Genomic DNA, 18,350 nt, shown 5'->3' on the forward strand with positions numbered 1-18,350 from the left:
AATGAGCAACTGGAGCGCGGGCTATGTGGCCGACATCGGCTATACCTACGGGTATTACACGGAACTGAATCCCTTGCGGGTGGGCTTGGCGTTCTTGAACTCGGGGCTGTCCATGCCCGAGGTGGGGCACGCCTGCGAACTGGGATTCGGGCAAGGGCTCAGCGCCAACATCCATGCCTCGGCCTCTGTGGTGAAATGGCATGGCACGGACTTCAACCCCGCCCAGGCGGGGTTCGCGCAGGAACTGTCCGCCGTGTCGGGCTCGGCCGCGGCGCTGCATGACGACGCCTTCGCCGACTTCGCCAGGCGGGCCGACCTGCCCGACTTCGACTACATCGGGCTGCACGGCATCTGGAGCTGGATCAGCGACGAGAACCGCGCCGTCATCGTGGATTTCATCCGCCGCAAGCTGAAGGTGGGCGGCGTGCTTTATATCAGCTACAACACGTTGCCGGGCTGGGCGGCGTTCGCGCCCATGCGCCACCTGATGGCCGAGCACGCGGAAGTGCTGGGCGCCGAAGGGCGCGGCATCGTCAGCCGCATCGACGGCGCCATCGAGTTCGCCGAAGGGCTGCTGGCCACCAACCCGCTGTTTTCGCGGGCGAACCCATTGGTGGGCGAGCGCATCAAGAAGCTGAAGGAACAGAACCGCCATTACCTGGCCCACGAATACTTCAACCGCGACTGGCACCCCATGCACTTCGCCACCATGGCCGAATGGCTGGAGCCCGCCAAGCTGCAGTATGCGTGCTCCGCCCATTACCTGGATCACATCGACGCGGTCAATCTGTCGGCGGAGCAGCAGGCTTTCCTGAAAGAGATCCCCGACCCCATGTTCCGCGAAAGCGTGCGCGACTTCATGGTGAATCAGCAGTTCCGGCGCGATTACTGGGTGAAGGGCGCCCGGCGGGTCACCCCGTTCGAACAGGCCCAGGCGCTGCGGCAGCAGAAGGTGATGCTGGTCACGCCGCGGGCGGACGTCTCCATGAAAGTCAACGGCGCGCTGGGCGAGGCCACGCTCAACGAAGGCGTCTATGCGCCCCTGCTGGACGCCCTGGCCGACCACAAGGCGCGCACTCTGGGCCAGCTCGAACAAGCGTTGTCCGGAAAAGGCGTCACCTTCGCGCAGATCGTGCAGGCTGCCATGGTGCTGGTCGGGGCCGGAACCCTGGCGGTGGCCGCCGCGGAAGACAGTCAAATAAGCAAAGCCAGGAAGCACACCGACAAGCTGAATGCGCACTTGATGCTCAAGGCCCGCAGCATGGGCGACATCAGCTACCTGGCCAGCCCGGTAACAGGCGGCGGGGTGATGGTCGGCCGCTTCCAGCAGCTTTTCCTGCTGGCGCTGGCGCAGGGCAGGAAACAGCCCGCCGAATGGGCGCAATACGTCTGGCAGATTCTGGCCGCGCAAGGCCAGAAGATCGTCAAGGAAGGCGTCGCCCTGGATACGGCCGAAGACAACATGGCCGAGCTCTCCGCGCAGGCGACCGCCTTCGCGCAAAAGCAGCTGCCCTTGCTGCGGGCGCTGCAGATCGCGGCGTAGGGCGGGGGCGGCCGGCGTTCAGGGTCAGCACACGCCTTCGCTGCGCAGGCGCGCGCATCACCGGCGTCGCCTATGTGCCGATCGAAGACAGCCCCGTGCAGCCCCAGCTTTGGGCGGCATGGTCCACCAAAGGGACTGACGACGCGGCGCTGTCAGCCTTCCATCTGGCGGTGAAGCTGCATCTATCCAGAGGCCGGCCAGCCTAGGGCCTGTCAACGCTAACCGGCCGTGGCCCCGTGTGGTGGGCTCCCACCCGCTCGATTGAGTTCCCGCCGACGCGGGGGCATGTCCGCGCTTGTCCCATTCCGCTGAGTTCATTTCGGGATAACCCTTGGTTGACCCGGAATTTTTTCGGTGTCATATTGGTATACCAAAAGAATTCATAGCGGGAGACGACATGAGCAAAATGTTTTATCAGGGTGGGGCATGAATCTTTTACGCCTGCTTTTCAAGCACGAGACCATCGCGTTGGCGCCTAACGCGTTTAATTCGGATTCCAGCGCGGCCACTGTCATTCTGAAGATCCTCTGCCAAAGCTTGGTGCGGATCGATCACGATGGTGCGATCGCTCCGGAACTTGCGCTGCGCTGGGCGGTTTCCCCTTGCCGCAAGCACTATACGTTCGACCTCGACGATCGGGTGCGCTTCCATAGTGGCCGGCCCTTTACGGCAAACGACGTGGTGCGCGTGTTCCGGCAGGTTTTCGACGGCAAGAGCGACAGCGTGCTGGCCGCCGACTACGAAGGCCTGAAAGAGGTGAAGGTTCTGGGACCGCATAGAGTGGCGTTTGAATTCTCGGAGCCGAATGACGCTTTTCTCAATAACCTCGCCTGGCGCACGCACATCGTGGACGACACGGTGGCGCAACCCTGCGGCACCGGCGCCTTCAAGCTGACGGAATGGGTGCGCGGCAGCCACATCAAGCTGGAAAGGCACATCGATGGCCGCGGCCGCGGCGGCGCCAATGTCGACGCGGTGGAAATCCGCTATGCGCCGGACGTCAACGAGCGCATCGCCCTTATCGAACGCGGCGCGGCCGACATCGTGGAAAGCGTGCCGGGTTCGGCCGCCCAGCGTCTGGAAGACGCGGGCCTGCTGCGCACCATGGCGGCACCGTCTCAGGCGCGCGTGCTGCTTTGCTTCAATTGCCAAGAAGCGCCGTTCAACGATGCGCGGGTGCGGCACGCTGTGGCGCACGCGGTCGACCGCTCGGCCTTGATCCGCGACGTCATGGGCGGTCAAGCCCGGCCGGGCGAAGGGGTCCTGCCGCACGACGATCCGTGGATGCATCCGGTGGATCCGGTAGGCTACGATCCCGACAAGGCCAGGATGCTGCTGCGGGAAGCCGGCTACGGAAACGGCTTGACCATCAAGGTCGCGCATCCGACCACGGCGCCGCTGCCGGCCATCTCCGCGCGCGTGGCGCAAGATCTCGAAGCGGTTGGAATACGCATGCGGGCCAGTTCCTACGACGACCCGCCTTGGTGGCCCTATATGTACATGCGCGGCAACTGGCAAATGGCCATCCAGGGAACGGCCAGCCGGCCGCATTTCGATACCTTGCTTCAGCGCGAATTCTGCACGGACGGCGTGTTCAATGCCGGGCGCTATTCGAATGCGGAACTCGACGGCCTGGCCAGGCGGGCCAGGCACAGCACCGATAATGAAGAGCGCCGCGAGCTGTATGCCCGCATCCAGGAAATCATACGCGCGGAGCTGCCGGTCATGGCGCTGTTCTCGGCCAACGTGCTGGTCGGCTGGGGGCCGCACATTTCCGGGTTCAAGGCGCATCCGCACGGTGTGGTCGACATACAGAACGTCCGCATGGCCGCGCCGGATGACGAAACGGCATAGGGCACGGCATGGCGCGACTGATACTTTCCCGGCTGTTCCAGGCTTTCATGACCCTGCTCATGACCAGCCTGATCGTCTTCGTGCTGGCGCGCTCGTCCGGCAGCCCCGCCGATCTGGTCCTGCCGACGGACGCCACACCGGCCGAGCGCTCCGCCTATATTGAACGCATGGGGCTGGACAAGCCCATGGCCAGCCAATACATGATCTTCCTGAGGGACGCTTTGCGCGGAGATTTCGGCACGTCCATACGCACGGGGGCGCCCGCGACGGAACTGGTGTTCGACCGTGTCGGCAGAACGCTGATACTCGCCACGGCGGGCTTGGCGGTCGCGCTGCTGATCAGCGTGCCGCTGGGTGTGCTGGCCGCGGTCCACAGGGGTAAGGGCTGGGACCGGTTCAGCATGGGGTTCGCGCTGCTGGGGCAGTCCACGCCGGCCTTCTGGCTGGGCATCGTGCTCATCCTCGTCTTCGCCGTGGGCCTGCGCTGGTTTCCCAGCTCGGGCGTGGGCACATGGCAGCACTATGTCCTGCCGAGCGTCGTGCTCGGGTGGAGCATCAGCGCGGGCATCGTGCGGCTGCTGCGGTCCTCGATGCTCGAGGTGCTGGACGCCGAGTTCATCAAACTCGCACGCACCAAGGGCCTGTCCGAAGGAATCGTCGTATGGAAGCATGGGTTGCGCAATGCGTTGATACCGGTGGTGACCTTCATCGGCTTCATGTATGGCGTGATCATCGCGTCCGGAGTGGTGATCGAAGTGGTGTTCGGCTGGCCGGGCCTGGGCTACCTGGCTTATGAGTCGACGCTGTGGCGCGATTTTCCCGTGCTGCAGCTGTCCGTCCTCGTCTATACCGCGATCATCGTCGGCATCAATTTCCTGGTCGATCTCAGCTATGGGCTGATCGATCCGAGAGTAAGGGGATAGGCATGGCGACCATGGCATTGCGCAGGCTCACCTCCGATCGCTTTCCCGTGATCCCGCTGCTCATGGTGGCCGCGACCGTACTGGCGGCCGTGTTCGCGGACTACCTTGTGCTGCACGACCCATTGGCCATCAACCCGGGAGCGCGCCTGCTGCCGCCGGTATTTGCGGGCGGCTCGTGGGACTATCCACTGGGCACGGATCGATTGGGGCGCGACATATTCAGCCGCATCATTCTGGGCGCGCAAGTGTCGCTCGGGGTCGCCGTGACCACCATCATGCTGGGTGGCTTCGTGGGCACATTGCTCGGCCTGGTGGCGGGCTACCGCGGCGGCTGGATCGATGCGTTGATCATGCGTTCGGCGGACGGCTTCCTGGCCTTCCCCAGCATCTTGCTGGCCTTGGTGCTCGCCGTGACGGTGGGGCCGAGCTTCATGGTGGTGGTCGTCGTTCTGGCGCTGGTGCTGTGGGCGCGGTTCGCGCGGTTGGTGCGCGGCGAAGTCCTGAGCATCAAAGGGCGCGATTACGTGCTCCTGGCGCGGGTGGCCGGCGCCGGCGGCCTGTATATCGTGTTGCGCCATATTCTGCCCAACATCCTGAATACGCTGGTGGTGCTTTGCACCCTTCAAGTGGGGTGGGCGATCATCGTCGAGGCATCGCTCACCTTCCTGGGCGCGGGCGTCCCTCCGCCCACCCCGACCTGGGGCGGCATGGTGGCGGAGGGACTGGACTACATCGAATCGGCCTGGTGGATCTCAGTCATGCCCGGCGTCGCCATCCTGTTCGTGGTCTTTTCCTACAACCTCGTCGGAGACTGGCTGCGCGACATCCTGGACCCCCAACTGCGGAATATTTGAAGATGGACTACTCCACACGCGAGCCACTCTTGCGCGTCCGGAACCTGACTACGCAGCTGCAAAGCAAGCGCGGAACGGGGCTGGCGGTCAAGGGAGTGTCGTTCGATCTCTATCCCGGCGAGACTTTGGGTCTGGTCGGGGAGTCGGGTTCCGGCAAGAGCTTGACATGCCTGTCCGTCTTGCGGCTGAACCCCAAGCCGGCGTCCACCGTGACGGGCGGCGAGGTCTTGTTCGAATCCGAGGACCTGCTCCGGATTTCCGACGACGAAATGCGCGCCTATCGCGGCAAGAAAATCGGCATGATCCTGCAAGACCCGATGCGCGCTTTGAATCCCGTCCTGACGATAGGCGATCAACTGTTCGAGTCTTTACGCCTGCACAAAGGCCTGCGAGGCGCGGAGCTCAGGCGCGCCGCCGCCGCGCTGCTGGAGCGTGTCCAGATTCCCAACCCCGAGCAAGGGCTGTCGGCCTATCCCCATCATTTCAGCGGCGGAATGCGCCAACGCGTGGTGGGAGCGATCGCGATGGCGGGTTCCCCCTCCGTGCTGATCGCAGATGAGCCCACCACCGCGCTGGACGTGACGGTGCAGGCGGCCTTCTTGGACCTGCTCAAGCGCATACAGCGGGAAGAAGGGTTGAGCATCCTGTTCGTCACTCACGATTTCGCGGTGGTGGCGCGCATGTGCGATCGGGTCGCCGTCATGTACGCCGGCCGCATCGTCGAAACGGCGCCTACGGCGGCACTGTTCAATGCGCCGCGCCATCCTTATACCGAAAGCCTGCTGAAATCGGTGCCCGACGTGGATCACAAGGACGAGCGCCTGTACACGATACCCGGCCAGCCGCCGTCGATTTTCTCTGAAGTGCGGGGCTGCGCATTCGCGCCGCGTTGTCCTTACGTGATGGAGCGCTGCTTGAAAGACGTTCCGCCGCAGAAGGAGAGCGGCCCGGGCCATACCGTCAGCTGCTGGCGGCTGGGAGACTGACATGGCGGAAAGATTCGTGCTGGAAGCCGAGAACCTCGTCAAGCATTTTGAGCGCCCGGGCGGTGTGCTGCAAAGGATGAAGCATGCCCCCGTCGTCGCGGTCGACGGCCTGAGCCTGCGCCTTCGGCCGAAAGAAACGCTGGCCCTGGTGGGCGAGTCCGGTTGCGGCAAGACCACCACCGCGCGCATGCTGCTCGACCTGGAGCAGCCCACGTCCGGCGTGATCCGCTACGAGACCATCGCGCTGAACCAGGCGACGCGTGCCGAGCGGCGCCAGTACCGGTCTTCCGTGCAGGCCGTGTTCCAGGACCCCTGGAGCTCGCTGAACCCGCGGATGCGAGTCAGCCAGCTGATCGCCGAGCCGCTGCGGCTCAATGGCCGGTCGGCGCGCGAAGCGGCCGAAGCCGTGGCCCGCGCGCTGGACGATGTCGGGCTGGAACAGGCGGCGGCCAACAATTTTCCTCACGAGTTCAGCGGCGGCCAGCGCCAGCGGATCGCCATCGCGCGCGCCATCGCCGTGCGCCCCAAAGTGATCGTGCTCGACGAGCCCGTATCCGCTTTGGACGTATCGGTGCGGGCGCAGATCATGAATTTGTTGAAGGACTTGCAGGAATCACTGGGCATGAGCTACCTGCTCATTTCCCATGATCTCGCCACGGTCCGCTATCTGGCGAATCGTGTGGCGGTGATGTACCGAGGCAGTATCGTGGAACAGGCCGAGGCTGAGTCGCTATTCACGCGTCCCCAGCATGCCTATACCGAAACTTTGATTTCCGCCGCCCGCATCCGCAGACCGGGCGACGAACGCGGATAGGCCCTACAGGACGGGTCTGCAGCCTGATGAAGAACCGGGCCAACAAGAGGAGGACATGATGAAATCAGCGGTTATATACAAGGCAATATTGGCGGGCGCACTGTGGGTGGCCGGCGCTACGGCCATGGCAGCCCCGGCCGGCACGCTTACGGTGGTCGTGCCCAACTTCGGGCGCGAGCTGCTCGATCTGGGCAAGACTTCGACCCAGGATCTACAGTACACGGGCCACATCAATGACCCCCTGATCGGCACGGCGCCCGATGGCTCGCTGGCGCCCGGGCGCGGCCTGGCGGAATCCTGGACCATGAGCGAGGATGCGAAGACCTACACCCTGAAGTTGCGCCAGGGAGTGAAATGGCATGATGGCAAGCCGTTCACCAGCGATGACGTGGTGTTCAGCCTGACCGAGCGCTTCATCGCGAAGGACGCCATCTGCACATTCTGCCGGCTGCTGCAGTCCATCGAGTCCGTCAAGGCGCCCGACCCGCATACCGTGGTGATCCAGCTGAAGTCTCCGGATCCTCTGTACCTGGCCATCCTGAGCGCGCGCGATGGAGACATTCGCATGCTGGCCCGTCATAACTATCGCGCTACGCCGGAAGGCTTCGAACTGGTCGGCGACCCCATCGGGACCGGGCCCTGGAAGTATTCGTCGTTCTCGCGGGGGGTCGAGATGACCCTGAGCGCCAATGCCGACTACTGGGACAAGGCGCGCATACCCGATTTCGCTTCGATGCGCATCGTGCCGCGCAGCCAGCCCAGCACGCGCCTGTCCATGGTCCGCTCCGGCGAGGCCGACATGGCCTTTGTCGATCCTCGCCAGGCGGACGACGCGCGCGCGGCCGGCCTGAACGTAATGACTGCCAAGGGCGCCGCCATCGCGTCCCTGGAGTTCTATGGCTGCTACCAGCAGGAAATGCTCTGCCACAAGCAGGACTTCCGGGAGGCGCTGGTCCGGGCCATAGACATGCCCACCATCTTCAAGCACATTTACCCGAAAGGCACGGCCCAGCCTATTTCCTCCGCCTACTGGCCCGTGGATCAGTCCATAGGCTTCGACCCCAACCAAAAACCCTATGCCTATGATCCCAAGCGCGCCGCCGAGCTGCTGAAGAAAGTCGGCTACAAGGGCACCACCGTCAAGATCTGGTCGGTGCGCACCGTCTCCATCCCCGAAGCGCCCGAAATCATGGAGTTGGTGGACGGCTACCTGCGCGCCGCCGGATTCAAGACCGAGGTCACGCCCATGGAGTTCGGAGCCTTCCGTCCGCGCTATGCTTCCACGCCGCAACGCTGGGAGACCCAGTACGCCGCGCATTTATACTTGAATGCGCCCGGCGTGCGGCCGACCGTGCTGCCGAACCTGCGCGTCGCGGTCATCGGGCAAGACGTCGGAGGACTCATCCAGGGATATTGGGACCTTCCAGGCATCAATCAGGAGTGGAAAAAACTGATCACGCTGCACAAGGCGGATGAACTTGAAACGGCGCTTCGCGCCCTCAATAAAAAAATGCACTCGGAATTCATCAATCATCCGGTTGCGATGAAGAGCCAGGTCGCCGTGGTCGGCAAACGGGTGGAATCGTGGACGCCGTCGTTGTACGGTTTCGCCTGGCATCTGGAAACCGTGAAGCAACGTAAATAGCGGGGGCTCCAGGCGCCGCGCAGAGTTATGCTGACTGTCTTCGGCGTCTGGTTTTCGTCATAAGTGAGGGTCAATGGCTAATTCGGAAATTATTTATTCGGAGCCCGCGCAGCCGGTGGCCACCGCCACCGAGCGCGCCTACAGCACCGTCCTGGGCTGGATAGAAACGCGGCAGATCGGGGCGGGGTCCGTGCTGGACGAGCGCCGCTTGTCCAACGCGCTGAACATTTCTCGGACCCCGCTTAGAAATGCTTTGAACCGCCTGTTGGGCGAGGGCTACCTGGTGCGCCTGGTCAACGGCACGACGATCGTGCGCGAAATCGACGTGGGCGAGGTGCTCGAGCTGCTGTATGTGCGCCGCATCCTCGAACCCGAGGCGGCCGCGTTGGCTACCGGGCGCATCCCCCCCGCGCTGCTCCAGAAAGTGCGAGCGGCGATCATGGATCCCGCCCTGGCGACCGACGGCCGCATCGAAACCTGGCATGCCGGCGACGAGATGCACGACCTGGTCTGCGAGTATTGCTCCAACCGTTCGCTTTCGGCGATTTTGAAGGACGCGCGGCGGCGCATACGGATTTCGAACGTCGAACGCGTGCCGGGACGCAATGCCGAAGCCAGCAGTGAGCACTTGGCGATCGTCGATGCGCTGGCGGCCGGCGACCCCGATCAGGCGCGGGAATTCATGCGCAAGCACCTCGAAAATATTGCCGAAGGATTCCTCGCGGCATTTGGAGTAAGGAACGAACATGGCGGTTAGCTTATTGAGGGTCGAGGCCGAGCCGCTGACCGCGGCTGCTTTCGAGCCCTTCGGAACGGTGATCGAACACACGGGGGAAGGGCGGCGGCACTACATCACCGAGGCCTTTCGCGGCCAGGAAGCCGCAAGCCAGCCGTGCATGTGGATCAGCCGGATCGTGGCCCCGACTCGCATGCCCTTGCTGATAGAGTGGATGGAACGCCATCCTTTTTCAACCCAGACTTTCATGCCGCTGGGCCCCACCCACTTCCTGATTGTCGTCTGTCTCGGCGGCGACAACGGTCTTCCAGACCCGTCCTCGTTCCGCGCGTTCGTTTCCCGGCCGGGACAAGGCGTCACGTACCGGCGCAATGTCTGGCATTACGGGCTATCGGTCTTCGACACGCCCATGGATTTCATCGTTGCCATGAGCCTCACCGGCAATCAGGACGACGACGTATTCCATACGCTGGAGCGGCCTGTGCAGGCATGCCTCAAGGGCGACTGGCCCAGCGAACAGGAGCAGATGTGAGCAATCCAATTCATTTGAATCGTGATTTCGTCGGATATGGCGCCAACCCGCCCGATCCCCAATGGAAGCCGGGTGCAGCGCTGGCCGTGAATTTCGTCATCAACTATGAGGAAGGCAGCGAACCGTCGATTCCGGATGGCGACGACTACAGCGAGACCGGACTCACGGAAGGCGGCAGCCCCGGCAAGGGGCGCGATCTGGCCGCCGAGTCCATGTTCGAATACGGCAGCCGCGTCGGATTCTGGCGCCTGGACCGCCTGCTTGCCGAACGCGGCATGACGGCGACCATCTACGGCTGCGCCCTGGCCCTGGAGCGCAACCCCGAAGTCTGCGCCCGCATACGCGAGCGCGGCTACGACGTCTGCGCGCATGGCTGGCGCTGGGAACACCACCAGAACATGCCGGAGGACGTCGAACGGGAACGCATTCGGCGGGCCGTCGAAAGCATAGAGAAAACCATCGGCCGCAAGCCGGAAGGGTGGTATTGCCGGTACGGACCCAGCGTCAATACCCGCCGCCTGGTCGTCGAGCACGGCGGCTTCCTCTATGACTCGGACGCCTATAACGACGAACTTCCCTATTGGACTCGCGTGGAAGGCAGGCACCACCTCGTGATTCCGCACGGCCTGGTCAACAACGACACCAAGTTCATCCGCGGGGCGATGCTTACCGGAGACGACTTCTTCCAATACATGAAGGACGCTTTCGACGTGCTGCGTCGGGAATCACAGACACATCCGAAAATGATGACCGTCAGCCTGCATCTGCGGCTCATGGGCCATCCCGGAAGGTCGGTGGGGTTTGAGCGTTTCCTGGACTACGTTGCCGGTTTTCCCGACGCATGGGTCTGCCAGCGGCAGGAAATCGCCCGCCACTGGTGGGAGAAATTCCATCCGTGATCCTTGAAGGCGCCGGCCCGGCGCAGGCGCAAGCGGCCTGCACCCTGGGCCGACTCGCCTACCCCCCGTAAGGAATGCTGATGCCCGCCTTCTTCGCCACTTCGCTCCAGCGGGCGATTTCCGACTGGCTGAACGCCGCGAACTCTTGCGCGTTGCGGGTCTTGGGTTCGAAGCCTGCGCCGATGAACTTTTCCCGGTAGTGTTCGGTGTTGAAGCCTTCGACCAGGATGTCGGAGAGTTCATTGATGAGCTTTTGAGGCATGCCCGCCGGCCCATAGACGCCCAGCCAGCTGGTGACGTCGAAGTCCGTCATGCCCTGTTCCTGCATGGTGGGCACGTCGGGCAGCTGGCGCGCCCGGTAGGAGCTGGTGACGGCCAGCGCGCGCAAGCGGCCGGACTGGATCATCGGCAGCGTAGGCGGCATGTTCATGAACAGCAGGTCCAGGTCGCCGTTGGCCGTGCCGATGAGCGCTTCGCTGGCGCCTTTGTAGGGCACGTGTTCCACCTTGAGGTCCGTGCGGATGCCGAACAGCTCGCTGGCCAGGTGGGACGAGCTGCCGACGCCGTTGCTGCCGTACAGGATCGATTTCCCGCCTTGCGATTTCTTCTTCTGATAGTCGATGAATTCCTGCAGGTTGCGGGCGGGGTGGTCGGAGCGCACGACCAGGACGTTCAGGAATTCGGCCGGCTGCGCGATGGGGATGAGGGCTTTGGTCAGGTCGACGGGGATGCCCGTGCGGGTGACGGGGGGAATCACGTTGTGGCCCAGGCCGCCGGTCTGCAGCGTATAGCCGTCGGGCGCGGCGGCCGCCACCGCCAGCATGCATATGATGCCGCCGGCGCCCGGCTTGTTCTCGACCACCACGCTCTGCTTGTATTTGTCTTGCAGGATTTGCGCCGAGAACCTGGCGGCCAGGTCGGTGGCGCTGCCGGTGGTGGAGCCCACCATCATGGTGATGGGGCGGGACGGGAATTTCTGCTGCGCCAGCCCGGCGCCATGCCAGGCCAGGCCGGAAGCGCCCATCAGTTTCAGTACAGTGCGACGGTCCATGTTTGTCTTCTCCAGGAGTGTGCTCAAGTGGTTTGGTGAATGTGGTCCGCGGGCCAGGCTGTTGTAGTTTGGGCTCCGGCCGCGGGGGTGATCAGTCGTAGCGGGGCATCAGTTCGCTCCAGCTCCTGCCTTCCATGAACTGGCCCCACCTGCGGTAGTAGGCTCTTGCGTTTTCTTCCGTGAACTCATGGCTGACGACGGCGCCGCGCAGTTCCGGCACGGGCCTGGTATGGCCGATGCCCATCTGGTAATTGAAGTAGAGCTCTTGCGCCACGGCGCCCTTGCTGGATTCGGTCGCGCCGGTCCAGTTCTCCATGTCGTCCGATTCGGTCATGCCGCCGGGGCCGGAGTAGCGCAGGAAATAGTGGCGGGCCGCTTCCTTGACGTCTTCCGGCGCATCGCTGTCGACCAGATACATGCGCCACATTTCCATTTCCGTCGCGCTGACGGGGTGGAACACCGTGATGGTGCGCGGCTGCCAGCCATGGAAGGACATATTGGGGAAAATCGTGCCCACGCGGTGCTTCACGCGCAGCTGGCTGCCCAGATTCTGCACGCGCTTTTCATGGACCTCGCGGTAATAGCGCTCGATTTCGGGGTAGGCGGCGTACATGGGGCTGTAGTCCGGTTCTTCGAAGTGCGGCAGGTTCCCCAGCAGGCCGTGGCCCAGGTCCTTGAAGGCGATCGCCACGCGGCCCTTCATGGCGTCGCGCCGCCCGCGTCCGCCGCTGGGGCCTATCCCCACGATGTCCACGGATCGATGGCTGATGTCGTGATAGAGGTCGCCGATGAAGTTCTCGGCGGGCATCTTCCAGTTGCACTTGACGCGCCATTTCTGCACCCCGCCGATCACTTCGGAGCCGCCCGGCCGGCCGTCCCGGTGGTCCAGGGCGGAATCCAGATACAGGCGCATGTCGCCCAGGTATTCTTCGAACGGCGGCGCGTCGGGATCCCAGGTGGCCCAGATGGTGCCCTTGTAGTTGTGGATCTGGGCCACGCTCTTCAGGCCCCAGCTCTTCTTGTCCAGCTCGCCCATGTAATGGGTGGTGAAGCCCGGGACGCCGACGAGTTCGCCCGGCCGCTCCACCAGCTGGCCGTCGGTCGAGAAGCTCCAGCCGTGATAGGGACAGGTGAAGGTGCGATTGTTGCCGTGGTCGTAGCGGCACAGCTTCATGCCCCGGTGCGAACAGCTGTTCAGCAGCACCTGGATCTGGCCCTGGCGGTTGCGCGTCAGGATCACCGAATCGGTGCCCATCTGGGAAACGAAATAGTCGTCCGGATTGGGCACCAGGCTTTCGTGCCCCACGAATAGCCATGCCCGCGAGAAAATCTGCTTGATCTCCTCTTGGAAAATCGCCTCGTCGGAAAAAACCGCTCTTTTTACCAGGCCTTGGTCGGCCTGTACCAGTTCATTGATGGGTAGCATGCATCCCCCGTGTCATTAGAGTCGTAATGGGTCGTGCCGTGGCGCGGACGGCGAGTCAGAAGAAGGTCGTCAGGGCTTTGGCGAGCAGAACATTCTGGTCCAGGTAAAGCGTGCGCTCGGCGATCTTCCAGCGCCCTTCGTGGCGTCGCAGGATGTCGTCCCGCTTGCCGACGAACAGCGAGGTTTCCGTTTGCAGGCGGTTCTGGTAGACCAGGAAGCGGGAGCGCACCTTGACTTCATCGGGCGCGCCGGCGGCTTCCGCGGGCGCCCACACCTGCACGTTGCCGATCAGGTGCGAAATGCGCGACGCGGGCTCTTCGGCCCAGTGGATGCCGGTGTTGATCTGCGCGACCCGCTGGCTGAGCGTCTGGTAGCCTTCGTCGAACCAGGCCGCCTCACCGGGCCGGGTGTATTCCTGCGTCTTGATGTGGTCGCGCCGGATGTTGCGCGCCAGCGGCATCCGGTACTGGATGTCCGGGTGCAGCAGCTCCAGCCATTCGGAAAAGCGGCGGGTGTCCAGCAGCTCGGCTTCTTCGAACAGGAAGTTCTGGATCTCCCACCACAAGTCCATGCTTGCGCGGACATAGGCGGCTTCGGGCTGGCTTGTCTCTGTGTGATTGTCGTTCATGGCTCCGTCCAAAATGTTTTATGCGGCGGTATATGACGTTTTCACGGTGGTGTAGAACTCGGCGGCGTAGCGGCCTTGTTCCCGGGCACCGTAGCTGGATGCTTTGCGCCCCCCGAAGGGAACGTGATAGTCAACGCCCGCGGTGGCGCAATTGACCATGACCATGCCGGCTTCCGCATTGCGCTTGAAGTGGCTTGCGTGCTTCAGGGAGCTCGTGCAAATGCCGGCCGAAAGCCCGAAGTCGGTGTCGTTCGCCAGGGCCAGCGCTTCTTCGTAGCCGTCCACCGCGATCATGGCGGCGACGGGCCCGAAGATTTCCTCGCGGCAGATGCGCATGCCGTTGTGGCAGTCGGTGAACAGCGCCGGGCTGAAGTAGTAGCCGTCGGTTTCGCGCAGCAGGCGCTCGCCGCCGATTGCCAGGGTGGCGCCTTCGTCGCGGCCGATGGCGATATAGCGCTCGTTCTGGCTCAGTTGCGCATCGTCGACGACCGGGCCGATGTCCACGCCCGGCTTCAAGGCGTGGTCGACCGTCAGCGCCTGCATGCGCGCCTTCATGGCTTCCAGGAACCTGGGATAGATGCCTTTTTGCACGATCAGCCGGCTGGATGCGGTGCAGCGCTGGCCGGTCTGGAAGAAAGCGCCCTGGATCGCGCAGTCGACGGCGGTTTGCAGGTCGGCGTCGTCCAGGACGACCAGCGGGTTTTTGCCGCCCATCTCCATCTGGACCTTGGCCATGCGCTTCACGGCGGCTTCGGCCACCTTGCGCCCGGTGGCCACCGAGCCGGTGAAAGAGACGGCGTCGATGTGCCGATGATCCAGCATGGCCTGGCCCACGACCGAGCCGCGCCCCATCACGAGATTGAAAACGCCCGGCGCGAACCCGGCGCGGCTGATGATGCCGGCCAGCTCCCAGGCGCTGCCGGGCACCAGGTCGGCGGGCTTGAAGACCACGGTGTTGCCGTAGGCCAGCGCCGGCGCGATCTTCCAGGCGGGAATGGCGATGGGGAAGTTCCAGGGGGAAATGATCCCCACCACGCCCACCGGCTCGCGGGTGATTTCCGCGTCGATGCCGGGCCGCGCCGGCGGCAGTTTTTCGCCGGGTATCCGCAGCGCCTCGCCCGCGAAGAACTTGAAGATCGCCCCGGCGCGGTTCACTTCGCCGATGCCGTCGGCCAGCGTCTTGCCTTCCTCGCGCGCCAGCAAGCGGCCCAGTTCTTCCTTGCGGGCCAGGATCTCGGCGCCCACGCGATCCAGCAGGTCGGCGCGCTGCTGCGCCGTGCTGCGCGCCCAGGCGTGGGCCGCCGCCCTGGCGGATTCGATCGCCAGCGCCGTTTGCGCGGCGTCGGCCTGGCTGTATTCGCCGACCCGGTCGCTCAGGTCCGAGGGGTTTAGATTGACGCGCGCGGTCGTGCCTTCAACCCACTCGCCATTGATGAAATTCGCGTGCATGTCTCCTGCCTGTTTGAAAGTGTTCTTGTGCCGGGTCGAGTCAGGCCCCGGGGGGCGCCTGTTCACCGCCCACGCCGGCCTGCCGTAGGAAGTCGAAATCGCAGCCGTGCTCGGCCTGCAGCACGTGCTTGTGGTACAGCCATGCGTATCCCCGCAAGGGCTGCCGGGCCCGGCTGTCGAATTCGGCGCGGCGCCGCGCCAGTTCGTCTTCGTCGACCAGCAGGTCCAGCCGCTGGGCCGAGACCGACAGGCGGATGCGGTCGCCGTTGCGCACCAGCGCCAGGGGCCCGCCCAGGCCGGCTTCGGGGGAAATGTGCAGGACCACGGTGCCGTAGGCGGTACCGCTCATGCGGGCGTCGGAGATGCGCAGCATGTCGCGCACCCCCTGGCGGGCGAGCTTGGCCGGGATGGGGATGTAGCCGGACTCGGGCATGGCGGCCGCGACGGGCCCGGCGTTGCGCAATACCAGGACGTCGTCGGGATGGACGTCGAGGTCGGGCGAGTCGAGCCGTTCGGCCATGTCTTCGAGCGTGTCGAAGACCACCGCGCGCCCTTCGTGCTCGAACAGGCGCTCATCGGCGGCGGCGCATTTGATGAGCGCGCCGTTGGGCGCCAGCGACCCGAAGAGCGCCAGCAGGCCGCCCTTGTCCCGCACCGGGTCCGAACGTTCGCGCACGACGTTCTTGTCGAACCAGGGCTTGCCGCGCTCCAGCTCTTCGCCCAGCGTCCTGCCGGTGACGGTGGGGCAGTCCAGATGCAATAAGTCCTTGATCTGGCGCATGACGGCGGGCAGGCCGCCCGCGGCGTGCAGGTCTTCCATGTAGTGCGTGCCGGTGGGCTTCAGGTTGACCAGCACGGGCGTGGTTTCCGACAGCTCGTTCAGTTGCCTGGGGCCGACGGCGATGCCCAGCCTGCCGGCCATGGCCGTCAGGTGGATGAGCGCGTTCGTGGAGCCGCCTATGGCCAGCAGCACGCGCAGGGCGTTTTCGATCGACTTTTCCGACACGATCCGGTCTGGCGTCAGGCCCTGGCCGGCCAGCCAGACGGCTTGCCGGCCGGTGGCCTCGGCGGCGCGCAGGCGGTCCGCGTGGACCGCCGGTATGGTGGCCGACTTGGGCAGCATCATGCCCAGGGCCTCGACGATGCAGGCCATGGTGCTGGCGGTTCCCATCACGGCGCAGGTGCCGGCGGTGGTGGCCAGCTGCCCTTCGATTTCCTCGATCTGGTCCACGGAGAGGTCGCCGCCCCGGAAGTTGGACCAGTGCCGGCGGCAGTCGGTGCAGGCGCCCAGGCGCTCGCCTTCGTAGCGGCCCGTCATCATGGGGCCGCCCACCAGCTGAATGGCGGGCCTGCCGGCCGAGAATGCCCCCATGAGCTGGGCGGGGACGGTCTTGTCGCAGCCGCCCACCAGCACGACCGCGTCCATGGGCTGGGCGCGCACCATTTCCTCGACGTCCATGGACATGAGGTTGCGGAACATCATGCTGGTGGGATGCAGGAAGGGCTCGCCCAGCGAAATGGTGGGGAAGACGATGGGCAGCGCCCCCGCCGCCGTCACGCCCCGTTTCACGGCTTCGATGAGCTCGGGGAAGTGCCGGTGGCAATTATTGAAGCCGCTGCCCGCGTCCGCGATCCCGATGACGGGACGGTTGAGCTCGTCGCCCGAATACCCCATGGAACGCGCGAACGACCGGCGCAGGTACCGCGAAAACTCGATGTCGCCGTAGTGCGTCAAGCCACGGTACAGGCCGCGCTGCTTCTCTTCAGGCATTCGTCGTCTCCGATGCCCCCGCCCAGACTTCCGGGTTGACCATGGCCTGCGGGCGCGTGCCGGACAGGGCGTCCAGCAGGTTGCGCACGGCGAGATCGATCATGGCGCGGCGTGTTTCCACCGTGGCGCTGCCCACGTGGGCCTGCAGCACCACATTGGGCAGGGCGCAGAGCGGGCTGGACGCGGGCAGGGGCTCTTGTTCCATGACGTCCAGGCCCGCGCCGGCGATGCGGCCGGCCTTGAGCGCGTCGATCAGCGCCGCCTCGTCGACGACGGGCCCGCGGGAAGTGTTGATCAGGTAGGCGGTGGGTTTCATCGCCGCGAATTCCTTGGCGCCGACGGAGTGCCTGGTTTCGGGGGTGAGCGGGACGTGGATGCTGAGGAAGTCCGACTCGGCGAACAGGGCGTCGCGATCGCGGTATTCCGCAAAGCCCAGGGATTCGGCTTCGGCGTCGCGGTTGCGGTTGTGGTAGATGACCTTCATGTTGAAGGCCTTGGCGGTTTCCGCCACCACCCGCCCGATGCGGCCCATGCCGAGCAGGCCCAGCGTCTTGCCGCGTATGTCTTGCGTCAGCGCGGGCGCGCCCTTTTCGGCCCAGGCGCCGCTGCGCACGTGGGCATCGCCCCGGACCAGGTCGCGGGCCAGGCAGATCAGCAGGCCGAAAGTCAGGTCGGCCACGGCGCCGTCGAGCACTTTCGGGGTATTGCACACCAGCACATTGCGCTTGGTGGCTTCCGGAATGTTGATGTTGTCGTATCCCACCGCGAAGTTGGACACGACGCGCAGGCGCGGGAGCGCATCGAACACCGCCGTGTCGAACTTGCTGCGCACGGTGCAGACCACGCCTTCGATGCTGTCCAGCTGTTCCTTGGGCAGCGCGTCGGCCAGGCCGGCGCCGGTGGGAACGTCGATGATCTCGCATTGGGCGGCGAGCTGCTCGCGCAGGTCGGCGGGCACGGGGGCGGTGATGATGACTCGGGGTTGCGGCATGGGGGGCTCCTGATTCAAAAAAACAGAACGTGCCTTATTGCACTATTCCTTCAATATCCGTTGCGAAGACGGGCTGTTCGCCCGCTTCGACCAGGTTCGGCATGGCGGGGTGGCTGAGGTAGCGGCAGATGATCCAAGAGCCGTCCTGCGGGTTCTCGACCACTTCCGCCACGGCGCCGTCCGACAAAGACACGCGCATGCCGGGAACGAGGTCCATCAGGTTCAGTGTTTTGTTGTCCGACATGGTG

Annotated in this window: 17 protein-coding genes; 10 read left to right on the top strand and 7 right to left on the bottom strand. The window is 64.5% G+C overall.

From position 1 onward, the window contains the following. Position 1: 1 nt before the first annotated feature. The 10 genes from H0A72_RS10815 (at position 2) to H0A72_RS10860 (ending at position 10,786) form a co-directional block, all read left to right on the top strand. On the top strand, positions 2-1,543 hold the full coding sequence (locus H0A72_RS10815; protein ID WP_180155109.1) for a class I SAM-dependent methyltransferase: 1,542 nt from the start codon (positions 2-4) through the stop codon (positions 1,541-1,543). 426 nt (positions 1,544-1,969) lie between these two features. Then, a complete protein-coding gene (locus tag H0A72_RS10820; protein ID WP_180155111.1) occupies positions 1,970-3,397 on the top strand; it encodes an ABC transporter substrate-binding protein in 1,428 nt (475 codons plus the stop codon). Positions 3,398-3,405: 8 nt separating this feature from the next. After that, positions 3,406-4,320, top strand: coding sequence for an ABC transporter permease (locus H0A72_RS10825; RefSeq protein ID WP_180155113.1), 915 nt, complete (start codon positions 3,406-3,408; stop codon positions 4,318-4,320). 2 nt (positions 4,321-4,322) lie between these two features. Next, entirely contained in the window at positions 4,323-5,174 is an 852-nt protein-coding gene (locus tag H0A72_RS10830; protein WP_246436940.1) for an ABC transporter permease, read from the top strand. 2 nt (positions 5,175-5,176) lie between these two features. Beyond that, positions 5,177-6,160 carry an ABC transporter ATP-binding protein gene (locus H0A72_RS10835; protein ID WP_180155115.1) on the top strand — a complete coding sequence of 328 codons (984 nt, stop codon included), beginning with the start codon at positions 5,177-5,179 and terminating at the stop codon, positions 6,158-6,160. A gap of 1 nt (position 6,161) precedes the next feature. Continuing rightward, positions 6,162-6,974, top strand: a complete 813-nt coding sequence (locus tag H0A72_RS10840; RefSeq protein ID WP_180155117.1) for an ATP-binding cassette domain-containing protein — start codon at positions 6,162-6,164, stop codon at positions 6,972-6,974. Positions 6,975-7,098: 124 nt separating this feature from the next. Continuing rightward, positions 7,099-8,619, top strand: a complete 1,521-nt coding sequence (locus tag H0A72_RS10845) for an ABC transporter substrate-binding protein (RefSeq protein WP_180155119.1) — start codon at positions 7,099-7,101, stop codon at positions 8,617-8,619. Between the two features lie 73 nt (positions 8,620-8,692). Beyond that, a complete protein-coding gene (locus tag H0A72_RS10850; RefSeq protein WP_180155121.1) occupies positions 8,693-9,376 on the top strand; it encodes a GntR family transcriptional regulator in 684 nt (227 codons plus the stop codon). Beyond that, positions 9,366-9,887 carry an ureidoglycolate lyase gene (locus tag H0A72_RS10855; protein ID WP_180155124.1) on the top strand — a complete coding sequence of 174 codons (522 nt, stop codon included), beginning with the start codon at positions 9,366-9,368 and terminating at the stop codon, positions 9,885-9,887. The genes H0A72_RS10850 and H0A72_RS10855 overlap by 11 nt, the downstream gene beginning before the upstream one ends. Further along, the gene (locus H0A72_RS10860) at positions 9,884-10,786 is read left to right on the top strand and encodes a polysaccharide deacetylase family protein (RefSeq protein WP_343060178.1); all 903 of its coding nucleotides are present in this window, start codon (positions 9,884-9,886) and stop codon (positions 10,784-10,786) included. Before H0A72_RS10855 ends, H0A72_RS10860 begins: the two co-directional genes overlap by 4 nt. A 58-nt stretch (positions 10,787-10,844) precedes the next feature. On the opposite strand, the gene H0A72_RS10865 is transcribed toward H0A72_RS10860, so the two are convergent. The 7 genes from H0A72_RS10865 to H0A72_RS10895 all read right to left on the bottom strand — a co-directional run bounded on the left by H0A72_RS10865 (position 10,845) and on the right by H0A72_RS10895 (position 18,346). Further along, positions 10,845-11,837, bottom strand: a complete 993-nt coding sequence (locus H0A72_RS10865) for a Bug family tripartite tricarboxylate transporter substrate binding protein (RefSeq protein ID WP_180155128.1) — start codon at positions 11,835-11,837, stop codon at positions 10,845-10,847. 91 nt (positions 11,838-11,928) lie between these two features. Beyond that, positions 11,929-13,263 carry an aromatic ring-hydroxylating dioxygenase subunit alpha gene (locus H0A72_RS10870; RefSeq protein WP_180155130.1) on the bottom strand — a complete coding sequence of 445 codons (1,335 nt, stop codon included), beginning with the start codon at positions 13,261-13,263 and terminating at the stop codon, positions 11,929-11,931. Between the two features lie 55 nt (positions 13,264-13,318). Further along, complete coding sequence (locus H0A72_RS10875; RefSeq protein WP_180155132.1) at positions 13,319-13,891, bottom strand: 3-phenylpropionate/cinnamic acid dioxygenase subunit beta; 573 nt, start codon at positions 13,889-13,891, stop codon at positions 13,319-13,321. A gap of 18 nt (positions 13,892-13,909) precedes the next feature. Then, positions 13,910-15,340, bottom strand: a complete 1,431-nt coding sequence (locus H0A72_RS10880) for an aldehyde dehydrogenase family protein (RefSeq protein ID WP_180155133.1) — start codon at positions 15,338-15,340, stop codon at positions 13,910-13,912. 40 nt (positions 15,341-15,380) lie between these two features. Beyond that, positions 15,381-17,111: an IlvD/Edd family dehydratase gene (locus H0A72_RS10885; protein WP_180155135.1), complete on the bottom strand. Its 1,731-nt coding sequence runs from the start codon at positions 17,109-17,111 to the stop codon at positions 15,381-15,383. Beyond that, positions 17,104-18,102: a 2-hydroxyacid dehydrogenase gene (locus tag H0A72_RS10890; protein ID WP_180155137.1), complete on the bottom strand. Its 999-nt coding sequence runs from the start codon at positions 18,100-18,102 to the stop codon at positions 17,104-17,106. Before H0A72_RS10890 ends, H0A72_RS10885 begins: the two co-directional genes overlap by 8 nt. 34 nt (positions 18,103-18,136) lie before the next feature. Beyond that, positions 18,137-18,346: a hypothetical protein gene (locus H0A72_RS10895; RefSeq protein ID WP_180155139.1), complete on the bottom strand. Its 210-nt coding sequence runs from the start codon at positions 18,344-18,346 to the stop codon at positions 18,137-18,139. Positions 18,347-18,350: the final 4 nt, after the last annotated feature.

The organism is Parapusillimonas granuli (assembly GCF_013416525.1).
GTDB classification, from domain to species: Bacteria; Pseudomonadota; Gammaproteobacteria; order Burkholderiales; family Burkholderiaceae_B; genus Parapusillimonas; species Parapusillimonas granuli.